Origin of the sequence: Acinetobacter haemolyticus CIP 64.3 = MTCC 9819 (genome assembly GCF_000369065.1) — a bacterium.
In the GTDB taxonomy this organism is placed as follows: Bacteria; Pseudomonadota; Gammaproteobacteria; order Pseudomonadales; family Moraxellaceae; genus Acinetobacter; species Acinetobacter haemolyticus.
In genome coordinates, this window is sequence record NZ_KB849806.1 from 119,132 (window position 1) to 132,467 (window position 13,336).

Genomic DNA, 13,336 nt, shown 5'->3' on the forward strand with positions numbered 1-13,336 from the left:
AATATCGTTTGGGTTAGGTAGATGAGACTTTGATTGCAGATCGATGACGTCCACTTAATATCATCAAAATTATAAAAATAACAACACTTATCGATAAGGCCAACAAATTGGCATTCATCCAACCCAGCTTAGTCAGAATTGGTGCAGGGAGGAAAGCACCGAGTGTCGCAAATAAGGCAATCGTGGTTTCATTCATGCCTTGTACACGATGCTTTTGCTGATCATTTAAACCAGCCAAGAGCGTAGATGCACCTGAATACGCAAAGTTCCAGCCTACACCCAGAATAATCAGTGCAATATTGATATAAATTCCTTCTTGTCCAAATATTGGAATCAAAGAGGACAGCATCAACAAAATAAAACCGATATAAATTGTGCGATGTGTTCCCCAACGCTGAATCAGCTTAGATACAAAGAATGAAGGAACAAACATGGCCAAAACATGTAGCTGAATAGAAATCGAAGCATAATGAAATGAATGGTGTTCCTTTAAATGCAAGGAAGACATTATCATCATGACATTCATAATATAGTAAGCAAATGCCCCACTGATCACAGCCACGACAATCATATTAATGGGCAATTTAGCTCGTTGTAGCGACTGGGTCACAACTTGCTGTGCTTGCAGTAATTTAAATTTTTGGTTCCAAATATAAAGAATTGGTGACAACAACAATGCCAACACACTGAAAATTAAGTAAATCGCAGTAAAATCAGGTAGACCTTGCACCTGTTGAAATTGGATCGCCAAAACAGGTGCAATAATCGCAGCGACGACGCCACCAGAAATAACCATCGCTGTGGCTTTGGGGATTAAATCAGAATCGAGACGATCAGAGGCAGCAAAACGATAAAAGTTAGCCGTAGAAATGAATAAGCCTAGCGAAAAATGACTAAGACACAATAAATAAAACTGTTCACTTTGTAAGGCGAGATAGCCAAACACACCTGCTAAAAAAAGACAAATGCATCCAAACTGAAATACCAAATGTCGCCCCAACTTTTTCATTAAAAATGAAAAGATAAACGTCGTCAGTAACATGGCCAAGAATTGCAAACCATAAGGCACGGTCGCCAAGGCCTGCGTGGGCGCAAGTTTTAAGCCAACAATCGCTGAAACCGTGACCGACAATACCGCTGCAATTAAATTAAATGCTTGAGCAACCAATAAATAATAAACATATCGCGGCAGCTGATTCAAAACCATGATTCCTAGAGATTAATCGTTATCACATTAACGCTGAAAAGCTAAAATTCAAATAAAAAAGATGAAAGACTAGCTTTCATCTTTTAAAAAACAACTCTTTTGGCTTTATGCCGCGATTAGATTCCGCAATACATAATGCAAAATACCGCCTGCCTTGAAATATTCCACTTCATTTAAAGTATCGATACGGCACAAGACCTTAAATTGATCTTGCTGACCATCTTCACGAAGCACACTCACATCCAACGTTTGATGCGGTTGAATATCATCCGATAAACCGTGGATAGAGAGAACTTCTCGCCCAGTTAAATTTAAAGACTGACGCGATTGCCCATCGATAAATTGCAACGGTAAAACCCCCATCCCAACAAGATTCGAACGATGAATTCGCTCAAAACTTTCAGCGATAACCGCTTTTACACCAAGTAAATTTGTTCCTTTAGCAGCCCAGTCACGCGAAGAACCTGTGCCATACTCTTTTCCAGCGATAATTACTAAAGGCGTTTTTTGCTGCTGATAACGCATCGATGCATCGTAAATCGAAAGTTTGTCACCACTCGGAATATGAATGGTATTGCCACCTTCTTCGCCACCTAACATTTCATTCTTAATTCGAATATTGGCAAATGTGCCTCGCATCATCACTTCATGATTACCACGACGCGAACCATATGAGTTGAAATCTTTTGGATCTACACCTTGCTCCTGCAAATAACGTCCCGCTGGACTATCCTTCTTAATATTTCCCGCTGGAGAAATATGGTCAGTCGTCACAGAATCACCTAACACCGCTAAAATACGTGCCTGTTCGATATTCTCAATTGATCTTGGTGGTTGATCAATCTCATCAAAGAAAGGTGGATGACGAATGTAGGTTGAATCATCTTGCCACGTATAAGTCTGACTTTGTGGGATTTGAATCGCCTGCCATGTTTCATCACCATCAAAAACAGCCGCATATTCCTTATGGAACATTTCTGTATTTACTTTTTGCAGCATCTGATCAATCTCAGCCTGCGTCGGCCAAATGTCTTTCAGATAAATATCCTGTCCATCTTTCCCTTGCCCAATCGGTTGAGAGGTTAAATCCGTACGAATATTTCCCGCTAAACCATAAGCAACAACCAAAGGCGGTGATGCCAACCAATTGGTTTTCACCAGTGGATGAACACGCCCTTCAAAATTACGATTGCCTGACAGTACAGAAGCGACATTTAAGTCATGACATTGAATTGCTTCTTCAACTGGATCAGGTAAAGGTCCAGAATTTCCGATACAAGTGGTACAACCATAGCCGACAAGGTTATAACCCAATTGATCTAAATAAGGAGTCAAACCTGCTGCAGCAAGATAATCTGTTACGACTTTTGAGCCTGGTGCAAGTGAACTTTTCACCCAAGGTTTTCGCTGTAGACCTTTTTCAATTGCTTTCTTAGCCAATAAACCTGCGGCTAACATCACACTCGGATTTGAAGTATTGGTACATGACGTAATGGCTGAAATCACCACATCACCATGATTCAAAGGATAGATTTGTCCATCAATCGTACATGCAGGGCTTTCGTGAGGCAAATTAGCCTGCTTAGCCGCAACCGCTGTGCCACCTCCGCCTTCATTTTCCAATTGTTCTTTCATTTCATCGACAGGCTTTAGTGTTAGTTCCATCAATGTATTGAAAGTCTTTGCTACATCCGCTAGTAGCACACGATCTTGTGGACGTTTTGGACCAGCTAAACTGGCTTGAACCGTACTCATATCCAAACTTAATGTATCGGTAAATACGGGTTCATCTCCTGTATTTCGCCATAAACCTTGGGCTTTACTATAGGCCTCAACCAAATCAATTCGTTGTTGTTGACGGCCCGTCAATGCCAAATAGGACAATGTGACTTCATCGATAGGAAAAAAACCACAGGTTGCACCATACTCAGGTGCCATATTGGCAATCGTCGCGCGATCAGCCAACGGCAAATCAGCTAAACCATCACCATAGAACTCAACGAACTTACCGACCACACCCTTTTGGCGAAGCATCTGTGTAATCGTTAAGACCAGATCTGTCGCAGTAATTCCCTCATTTAGTCTGCCCGTTAATTTGAAACCGACGACTTCAGGGATCAGCATCGATACAGGCTGCCCTAACATTGCAGCTTCCGCCTCAATCCCACCTACCCCCCAACCCAAAACACCTAAGCCATTGATCATGGTGGTGTGTGAATCTGTACCCACTAAGGTATCTGGAAATGCAAATGTTTGCCCTTCATCCTCACCTAACCAGACGGCTTGAGCAAGATACTCCAAATTGACTTGGTGACAAATGCCTGTACCAGGTGGCACAACACTAAAATTATCAAAAGCAGATTGCCCCCAACGCAAAAATTGATAACGCTCGCCATTGCGCTCCATCTCAATTCTCACGTTCACATCAAATGCATTTTGATTGGCAAAATGATCGACCATCACCGAGTGATCAATTACCAAATCAACAGGTGACAATGGATTAATCCGATTCGGATCACCGCCTGCTTTGGCCATCGCAGCACGCATGGCGGCTAAATCAACGACAGCAGGTACTCCTGTAAAATCTTGCATTAGGACACGTGCTGGGCGATATTGAATTTCTTGATCAGAGCGTTTGTCTTTTTGCCAATCAACTAAGGCTTGAATATCCTCAACTTTTACACTTTTTTGATCTTCAAAGCGCAATAAATTTTCCAATAAAACTTTTAAAGACTTGGGTAACTTATCAATATTACCGAGTTGCTCAGCTGCTCGCGCTAAGCTATAGATTTGATAGGATTTAGAACCGACTGTTAGTGTTTGTAATGCATTGAAACTATTAATTTTGCTATATCTGGCCATAAGGTTACCCTCCCAGTATTGGCGCTTTGTTTATTATGAAGTGCTTTATTTAATGTACCCTTGTTTGGGAAACAATGTGTTCCCTTTTAGTATCTTATTCAAGCTGAGATTATGTTCTTATTATTCTAAAATTTTATATTCAAAGTGCTCAAAGAGTTTTGCCATATTTGTTGGGCAAGTACTTCTTGTGATTGTTCAAGCATTGCAGCTAAATACTCTAGAACATAAGGTAAATTAACAGGGGTATTACGTGTGCGGTGTTCGGTCGATGTTTGACAGCATAATGGTGTCATATCAGGACAATCCGTTTCAATCACCAGATGTTCAACGCCAATTGCTTGTACCACTTGATGTAATTTCTTGGCGTTTGGATTGGTGATTTGTCCTGTGATCCCAATTTTAAATCCGAGTTTTACCAATGCCTTCGCTTCTTCAATCCCACCACTAAAGGCATGTGCAATCCCACCCAATTTAAACTTCTGTGCTTTTAATATCGCGATACTTTCAGCATGTGCTTTGCGAATATGCAATAACACAGGCTTATTATATTGGTTGGCCAGTTCAAGCTGGGCGTTAAAATAATATTGTTGTTTGGCAAATAATTCAGGCTGCTTATGCTGTTTTAAAAAAGTATCTAGACCAATCTCTCCCACCGCAACACAATCATGTTGCTGTAATATCCGCTCAAGCTGTTGTAGATGAGCCTCATGATGTTGCTCAATATAAAAAGGATGTAAACCGGGTGCGAGATACGATTTGGGAACATTATCCCAACCTTGTAATTGTTGATGGGTTTGAATCAATGTATCAAAGCGGGACTCAATAAAACCGATTAAAATCAGCGCTTCCACGCCGACCTGTTTTGCCTGCACCGCCAACTGTTGCCGATCTTGATCAAAATCGGCAACATCGAAATGGGTATGGGTATCAAATAGCTGCATATTGAGTTACCTATCCCTTCTATTATTTTGCAATCTACTGACCTTCAAGTTTCATAGGAAGTTAGGAAGATGTCACAGGTGTCGAAGCTGCTGGCGCATCCACTTTCGGTAAGTACTCAGGTTTTATTACACCTTGCAGTTGATCATAAGGAATAACCAGACGCGGCAAACCGACTGCATAAGGACCTATTTCGTATTCACCATATTGTAAAATTAATCCTTGTTCTCCAAACAAGAAATTCTCCGTCATTTGAAATGGCCATGCTTGCTCATATTCCTCAGGATTATTGGCAAGTTTAGTATCCAAAATCCATGTTTTAAATGCATCATGGGTCAGCTTTTTCAACACAGCTTGCTGTTTAGGTAACAATAAATCTTTTAACTGAACCTGCTTTTGCTGCACTAAATCAAAATTAAAATATTGTTGTGCAGTGGAGCCATGCGCTCCCCCCATATAACTACTACTATTTAAAACAATCGTTGCCAAGCTACCTTCTGTTTGTAAGATTTTAGGCTTTACCATCAAACTAATCTGATGACTAACGCTCAAGGCTTTTAACTCTTCGTCTACTTTAATAAAAGCATTGGCATACTGCTGAACTTGAGGCCCTATTTTTTGTTCTTGTTCGGCTGCTTGCACAGTAGAAACCGCTGTATCAGTGTCAACAACATCCAGCATTTTGCTTAATTGATCTAAAATTTGCTGATCTAAGAATTGATCAATAAATGGAAAATTACTCTGCAATCGCTCTACCACAAATTCAGGACAAGCATTCCCCTTACATTCTGGCAAAGTTAGCTCAACTTTCACTGTTTCACCACGTAGAGTTGTTTCTGTTTGCTGCTCTACAACAGAATCTTTGGTTTGTTCCTGTGCTTCTTTCGGTTCTGATTTTGGTTGGCAAGCAGCAAGTAAAATTGCACAGGCAAGAACGCTATATTTATAAAATGTTTTCATCTGGAACCTATAAGCATTGTTATCACACAAGATTTTTTAAATGCTATCGAACTTCATTTGAAACTACTAGGCATACATGCAATTTCTATACGTAGCCGCCCAAAATTTAAAACATTTTTTGGTAGATTTCAGGTTGTAGCATTTGTTTCGTTTGTTCAGTCGTAAAGTAAATATCCAGTTGTGGTGCATCTTTACTAATCTCATTGGCACGATAATGAATACCAATCCCTTCACCATCAAAAAACCAATCTGCTTGCCCCCAATATAAAGTTTTCGGAAGCTGTTTATTGACCTCAGCAGACTGTTGTTCACGCCATGTTTGATAATGTGCCTGAATTAGACTATGCATCGCCGTTTGTTGATTCTTTTGAATCACATCCAATACCGTTAAAGATTTTAGCAGCTTCCGATCAGCAACAAAAAAATAGTAACGATCCTTGACCGAAACATCTTCTTGTTTACTATCTACCCCAATCTGCAACAATACATATTGGTTGCGTTGTGAGGCAATACGAGTGCTCATCTGTAACTCATAGGCTTTATTTTGTGAATATTTATCCTGCCACTCATCAGACTTTTTCACATATGCATTGATCGCTTGTTGCAAGCTCATATTTTGCTTTAATTCGATTTGATGCTGAATCACATTTGACTGTTGCTGCTCAATCCATGAATTAAGCCAATGATCTTGAGTATTGACCGTTTGAATCGCAATATCGATACAGTTTTTCTTCTCACAAAAAGGTAAAGCATACTTCGCTTTTGCTTCTTGGATATTTAAATAAGGCAATACCTCGGCTTTTTCTATTTTAGATGTCTGCTGTATTGTGGAATCTGCCTCGCTTTTATCAGGACGATCACATGCGGTTAAAGCCATTATTCCCATCATTAAACTGATCGTAGCAAGTGGTTTTAAAATATTCATGATTACTCATCCCTTTATTTTTAGCATCTTCAATTAAAAACAGCTTCTAATCATAGAAGCTGTTTTTATATTTTTAATGTTCTCGTGTATTACGGAACTCGATATCAGGCCAACGCTCTTGCATTAACTGTAAATTAACACGACTCGGCGCAAGATAAGTTAAATGACCACCACCATCAACTGACAATTGATCATGTGCTTTTTTCTTAAATTCATTAAGGATCTTTTCATCGTCACAATGAATCCAACGCACCGTATGAACATTCACAGGCTCATAAATACAGTCCACTTTATATTCTTCTTTTAAGCGATAGGCGACCACATCAAACTGTAACACACCGACAGCACCAACGATCAGATCATTATTAATTTGCGGCATAAACACCTGAGTTGCACCTTCTTCAGATAACTCTTTTAAACCTTTTTGCAATTGCTTAGATTTCAAAGGATCTTTTAGACGGACACGGCGGAACATTTCAGGTGCAAAGTGTGGAATCCCTGTGAAATGTAATTTTTCACCACTAGTAAAAGTATCGCCAATCTGGATGGTACCGTGGTTATGTAAACCAATAATATCGCCCGGCCAAGCTTCTTCTAGATGCTCACGCTCACCTGCGAGGAAAGTCAATGCATCACTAATACGTACATCTTTACCAAGACGCACATGATTCATTTTCAAGCCTTTTTCATATTTACCAGAGCAAATACGCATAAAGGCGATACGGTCACGGTGTTTCGGATCCATGTTTGCTTGAATCTTAAAGACAAAGCCTGAGAATCCTTCTTCGTTCGCATCGACTGTACGTTCTTGAGTCGGATGTGCTTTAGGTTCTGGTGCCCAATTGATAAAGGCATCCAATACATGATCAACCGCAAAGTTACCTAGTGCTGTACCAAATAGAACTGGTGTTTGTTTACCTTGTAAGAATAACTCACGATCAAGTGGCTCATTCGCCATTTGAACTAACTCAAGTGACTCTTCAAAAGATGCCCAAGCCAACTCTCCAACTTTCTCACGAATATCCGCATGATCATAACCATCACGAACTTCAATATCCGTAATGGTTGAACCAAAACCAGCTTTATATACATAAAATTTGTTGTCAATCAGGTTGTACACACCTGCAAAATCACGCCCCATACCTAAAGGCCATGTGATCGGTACACAACGAATATTGAGAACATTTTCAATTTCATCAAGTAATTCCAATGGCTCGCGAATTTCACGGTCCATCTTGTTCACAAATGAGATAATCGGTGTGTCACGCATACGACACACTTCCATCAATTTAATGGTTCTTTCTTCGACACCTTTTGCACCATCGATCACCATTAAAGCAGAGTCTACTGCTGTCAAGGTACGGTAGGTATCTTCCGAGAAGTCTTCATGTCCCGGTGTATCCAATAAGTTGATAGTGTGCTTTTTATAAGGGAATTGCATAACCGACGTGGTGATAGAGATTCCACGTTCTTTTTCCATTTCCATCCAGTCTGAGGTTGCTGCACGATCAGACTTACGGCTTTTTACCATACCCGCAACCTGAATTGCTTTCCCCCATAACAACAGTTTTTCTGTCATCGTTGTCTTACCCGCATCGGGGTGGGAAATGATCGCAAATGTACGTCGTTGGGCAACCTGTGCTGCCAATTCGTCTTTAAAACTCATGAGAAAAATCTTCAATATATACGCAGTTCAGTACATATCATTTTCTAATATGAACTAACTGAAAAAGTGAGAATTCGAAATTGGCGCAATTGTAGCAGATTTCAATGTTTATTGATCTAGGCTTTCTTTACCTTAGATATTGCGTCTCAATTTTTACATTTAGATTTAGTATTGATGATTGATGATTGATGATTGATGATTGATGATTGATGATTGAATTTAATCATCAATACACATATATCAACGCATCAGTAAACAACTGTTGAAAGCCATCTCGGTGATGACCGTTCAATACTAAACCGTCTTAATGTTATCTCACAAACCAAAGCCACCGAAGATAGGTGGCTCAGCATCGTCCTCATCCAAATCAAAACCACCAAAAATTGGGGATGGATTGTCGGTGTTCGTAGGTGGATTATTGTTAGAACCAGAGTTATTACCATTACCAGTATTTGATGAAGGAGGCGCGCCATCTTTTGTAGAAGGATATTCATCTAATAATAAAATGGTGCTTAAAGGGTCACATTGAGTCCTTTCCTTTATACTTTCATCATCATACATACTACCTTGCGTCTCTGCGTAGAATTTTTTTGAATATTGTGCCTGATAGTTTGCCGTCCAATTTTGTAAAATATTCGGCAAATTAAATGTGTAGAAATATGTTCGCGATTCATCTGGCTGATACACATTTACGGTTTCATCATTTAAACAATAATCTGTTTGCGTTATTTTTGCAGTTTTAGTACCTGTAAGCTGGAAAGCGGCTTTACAGCTATTGATATATTCATAAATTGGAGATGAAGTTGTATTTTTGACTATTACTTGAAGCTTAAATCTTGTCGGGCTTGAATCCTTCATACCATATAGATCTACCCGATCTCCCATTATCATTGGAGTATGAGGGAAATAATGGCGAACAAACTGTATTTTACGTTCTATTCCATTACAGTTTTGAGTAATCGGATTTGGATAGGCAACCGCATACAACAGACCATCTTCTTCCATACGATCTGGCTTAACATCAGGTTGAGGCTTAGGCACTGGGCTTTCAGTTCCTACAGACAACCCTCCTGTCCCTGTCCCCCCTAAACTGACACCAACATTAAAATTGCCATTTTCATCTTTACAACCTGTAAAAAAGAATGCCCCCAATAAAACTAAAGAAAGTTTATATTGCGTAGATTTCATGCATATTGCCCCGATAAGCATTTTATAGATGTTTTACAGATGACATCCTATCAACTGTTTTTTTGTTTATCCCTTCACATTTTAACAGATAATCGAATTAATCCTGTGATTAAGATATACCATTTTTCTTGGCAATAACCGTGCTTCACCAGTAAAAAAAGGGTGCTTCCATGCTGAAGAAGAGCAACCCAAAAGGAGCTTCAATAAAAGAGAATTTGAGCAAATATATAGCCAATCTACACCACTCAAATTCTCATATTTTTAATCTTCATTTAGATCATGACTGATCTAAAATGAATAACTCAGACCAACACGCCCACCAACTTCATTGCCGCCAGCGAAACCAACAGCACCACTCAAAGATACTCGATTGGAAATAAATGAAGTTACAACCCCCACAGAGCCAGCAGTTTCACCCTCGAAATGACCTACACCAGCAAACAATGCTACTTGACCAGAACGAATGTTTGGAACCGCTTGTTGGGCTGCCAGTGCAATAGCGACACCACGGTAGGCAGTTTTCTCGATATCATCCAAACGGCGACTCGCATGATCAATACGACCGTCTAGACGGGCAACTTCTGCAGTACGCTCTGCTGCTTCGGCATTAATACGACCATCCAAACGATTTACCTGTTTAATGCGCTCTGCTCTTTGTTCCGCATCGCCTGCGATACGAGCTTGTGCCTCAGCATTAATCGCTGCTGTACGCGCCGCAGCTTCTGCTGCATCACCCGCAATACGAGCTTCAGCTAAAGCCTCATCCCCTGCAATACGTGCTGCCTTTTCCGCTGCATCTGCAGCAGCGCGGATTTGAGCTTCATTATCAACTGCGGCAATACGTGCTGCTGTCTGAGCTGCATCTGCATCTGCACGGATTTGAGCTTCGTTATCAAGCGCAGCTTGCAAATCAGTATCAGCCGCAATACGCTGATTTTTTTCTACGGCAAGTTGATCATCTGCATGTGCAATTAGCTCAGCTCCAGAAGTTAAACTCGCTATTGCATTATTCAATTGTGAAACATTGATTGCATCGTGGTCATTTATACCATCAGCCACCTGACTGATCGTACGAACGGCTCCAGTGAAAAAACCACCAAAACTCACCGTGTTCTCAGTACTACCCCCCCCACCATTGTGAGTATCAGCATTATAGCCAATCGCCACAGAATTCTTATCATCTGCCCATGGCTGCCCCGGCTTCGTTGGATCATTTGAACCGATTACAATCGTATTTTCTGCACTACCTGTTGTTTTGTGCCCAATATGAATTGCATTTAATCCACCGCCATGTGCATCGTGACCGATGTTTAATGCATTTTTACCGCCTGTTTCTGCATTAAAACCTAAAACCGTTGCATTTTCTGCATTTGCCCATGTTTCGCTACCAATCGCAGTTGCACCATCGCCACCCGTCCAAGCCACGTGCCCCAAAGAGCTAGCTTGGCTGCCATTAACAAGACTACCACGACCAACTGCCGTTGCATTATCACCATTAACTGTTTGGCTATTCCCTACAGCTATACTATCTGTACCTCCTGCTGCAACTGTGGCACCAAGTGCAATACTATTATCCCCGTTGGCATTCGCGATACGTCCTACAGCAACAGAGGAATCACCATTGGCATTATTTGCTGAACCAGCAGAAAAGCTATCATTCCCCATTGCATTGCTGTTATAACCGATGCCAATACTAGTTTGACTGACATCAATTGCTTGACCAAGAATAATACCCGTTGCAGAAGGATCAACATTAGCAAAATTTGTTTCTCCTCCCATCGCATTACTAAAACCTGTACCTGTACCAGCTGGATCTTCCCAAACTGGTGCTGCATAAGTATGACTTGCAAGCAAGGCAACTGTTATTATTGATAATTGAAAAGTTTTTTTCATTACATCATCCTTTTATTATGACTAAATCAAACCCAGTGTTAATAACCAAGTACGACTTAGTTCCCTCCGATGACATAAGCGACGCCCGCACGACCACCAAACTTGCCGCCCTCAGCAACACCGACCGCACCACTTCCAGAGAAACGATCACTGAATGATGTCACCACACCAAATGCACCTGCAGCTTCACCTTCGTAATAGCCCATGCCGCCAAAGACTGCGACTTGTCCTGGTTGAATGCTTGGAATCGCTTGTTGAGCTGCTAAAGAAATAGCAATACCTCGATTTGCAGTCGTTTCAACTTGATCCAAACGACGATTCAATTGGTCAACACGACCATCTAGGCGCTTTACTTCTGATTTGCGTGTTGCAGTTTCTGCATCAATACGACCATCTAAACGATTAACCTCTACAGTTCGTGCAGCTGCTTCTGCCTCATCGCCTGCAATACGTGCGGCTTTCTCGGTATTAATTGCGGCAATACGTGCAGCCTTTTCAGCTTCATCACCTGCAATACGTGCGGCTGTTTCAGCAGCATCACCTGCGATACGTGCAGCTGTTTCAGCAGCATCCGCATCTGCACGGATTTGAGCTTCATTATTAATAGCTGCTGTTCGTGCTGCTGTTTCCGCGGCATCTGCATCTGCACGGATTTGCGCTTCATTATCAATTTTGGCTTGTAAGTCAGCATCTCCTGCGATGCGTTCCGCTTTTTCCTGAGCAATTTTATCGTTAATTGCATCTAAATCAGCTTGGCTTGGTGCTGTATCAATATCAGCAAGTGCCGCATTTAACTGTCCTAGATTTACCGCATCATGATTGTTAATACCATCTGCAACATAAACCACACGACGATCACCCATAGCGACAGTGTTATCTTCATCCGCAACGGTATTTGCCCCAATTGCAACTGAGTTCACACCTGTTACTTTGGCACCAGCACCAATTGCAACCCCACCCTCAGAACTTGCTTCTGCACCACTACCAATAGCAATCGAATTTTCCCCACTTGCAACTGCGTTACTGCCTGTTGCAATGGCATTATCTGCTGTTGCTTTTGCACCAAAGCCAAGGCTTGTTGCATACTCGCCCGTTGCTTCTGAAGTAGAACCAATCGCTGTTGCACCTGTACCATCAACCGTAACGGAGTCACCAAATGCACTGGCATATTGACCTTTCACATCACTATTTCCACCCACCGCTGTAGATTGACTATCATGAATCGTAATATTATTACCTACAGCCGTACCGCCAGCACCTGTGACCTCATTATTACTCCCCACAGCAACGGCATACTGATCATGGGTCGTATTATTATTCCCGATGACCGCAGAACCAAAGCCATCTACAGTATTACCAGCCCCTCCCACAAAGCCTTCCCCACCAGTTACGGTGTTGTCTGTACCAACTACCGTAGTATTCGCAGCAGCATTATTCGTACCAACAACAGTCGTGTCTGGTCCTGTCGCTGTATTATCTGTACCGATATTTGTTACAGCCGCATAAGCATTCACAGTCAATAAAGCGGTTGCCATCACCGACAATTGAAAAGTTTTTTTCATCACGTAGTCCTTTGTAAAACTAATTAATTATTGATAAATATCGATTTTATTAATCTAAACTCGAGGTTATACAGTCTGTGGCATGAGTCATTAAAATCAATATTTAATGTGTATTTTGCACATATTTAAAAAAC

Annotated in this window: 9 protein-coding genes; all 9 read right to left on the reverse strand. The window is 41.1% G+C overall.

Going from position 1 to position 13,336, the window contains the following annotated elements:
* Positions 1–13: 13 nt before the first annotated feature.
* The 9 genes from F927_RS12435 to F927_RS12475 all read right to left on the reverse strand — a co-directional run bounded on the left by F927_RS12435 (position 14) and on the right by F927_RS12475 (position 13,202).
* Positions 14–1,207, reverse strand: a complete 1,194-nt coding sequence (locus F927_RS12435) for an MFS transporter (RefSeq protein WP_017394404.1) — start codon at positions 1,205–1,207, stop codon at positions 14–16.
* 105 nt (positions 1,208–1,312) lie between these two features.
* Positions 1,313–4,069, reverse strand: coding sequence for an aconitate hydratase AcnA (gene acnA, locus F927_RS12440; protein ID WP_005085403.1), 2,757 nt, complete (start codon positions 4,067–4,069; stop codon positions 1,313–1,315).
* A gap of 125 nt (positions 4,070–4,194) precedes the next feature.
* Complete coding sequence (locus tag F927_RS12445; RefSeq protein ID WP_005085405.1) at positions 4,195–5,010, reverse strand: TatD family hydrolase; 816 nt, start codon at positions 5,008–5,010, stop codon at positions 4,195–4,197.
* A 61-nt stretch (positions 5,011–5,071) separates the two neighbouring features.
* Positions 5,072–5,968, reverse strand: a complete 897-nt coding sequence (locus F927_RS12450; RefSeq protein WP_005085406.1) for an RsiV family protein — start codon at positions 5,966–5,968, stop codon at positions 5,072–5,074.
* 106 nt (positions 5,969–6,074) lie between these two features.
* The gene (locus F927_RS12455) at positions 6,075–6,893 is read right to left on the reverse strand and encodes a hypothetical protein (protein ID WP_004637907.1); all 819 of its coding nucleotides are present in this window, start codon (positions 6,891–6,893) and stop codon (positions 6,075–6,077) included.
* Between the two features lie 73 nt (positions 6,894–6,966).
* Positions 6,967–8,559: a peptide chain release factor 3 gene (locus F927_RS12460; protein WP_004637906.1), complete on the reverse strand. Its 1,593-nt coding sequence runs from the start codon at positions 8,557–8,559 to the stop codon at positions 6,967–6,969.
* Between the two features lie 315 nt (positions 8,560–8,874).
* Positions 8,875–9,747 (reverse strand): hypothetical protein, encoded by an 873-nt coding sequence (locus tag F927_RS12465; RefSeq protein WP_005085409.1) that lies wholly within the window; start codon positions 9,745–9,747, stop codon positions 8,875–8,877.
* Between the two features lie 288 nt (positions 9,748–10,035).
* Positions 10,036–11,640, reverse strand: coding sequence for a YadA-like family protein (locus tag F927_RS12470; RefSeq protein ID WP_005085411.1), 1,605 nt, complete (start codon positions 11,638–11,640; stop codon positions 10,036–10,038).
* A gap of 56 nt (positions 11,641–11,696) precedes the next feature.
* The gene (locus F927_RS12475) at positions 11,697–13,202 is read right to left on the reverse strand and encodes a YadA-like family protein (RefSeq protein WP_005085413.1); all 1,506 of its coding nucleotides are present in this window, start codon (positions 13,200–13,202) and stop codon (positions 11,697–11,699) included.
* Positions 13,203–13,336 lie beyond the last annotated feature (134 nt).

Coding starts and splice junctions, on each gene's coding strand:
- F927_RS12435 (WP_017394404.1), bottom strand. CDS start 1,207: ATGGTTTTGAATCAGCTGCCGCGATATGTTTATTATTTATTGGTTGCT.
- acnA (WP_005085403.1), bottom strand. CDS start 4,069: ATGGCCAGATATAGCAAAATTAATAGTTTCAATGCATTACAAACACTA.
- F927_RS12445 (WP_005085405.1), bottom strand. CDS start 5,010: ATGCAGCTATTTGATACCCATACCCATTTCGATGTTGCCGATTTTGAT.
- F927_RS12450 (WP_005085406.1), bottom strand. CDS start 5,968: ATGAAAACATTTTATAAATATAGCGTTCTTGCCTGTGCAATTTTACTT.
- F927_RS12455 (WP_004637907.1), bottom strand. CDS start 6,893: ATGAATATTTTAAAACCACTTGCTACGATCAGTTTAATGATGGGAATA.
- F927_RS12460 (WP_004637906.1), bottom strand. CDS start 8,559: ATGAGTTTTAAAGACGAATTGGCAGCACAGGTTGCCCAACGACGTACA.
- F927_RS12465 (WP_005085409.1), bottom strand. CDS start 9,747: ATGAAATCTACGCAATATAAACTTTCTTTAGTTTTATTGGGGGCATTC.
- F927_RS12470 (WP_005085411.1), bottom strand. CDS start 11,640: ATGAAAAAAACTTTTCAATTATCAATAATAACAGTTGCCTTGCTTGCA.
- F927_RS12475 (WP_005085413.1), bottom strand. CDS start 13,202: ATGAAAAAAACTTTTCAATTGTCGGTGATGGCAACCGCTTTATTGACT.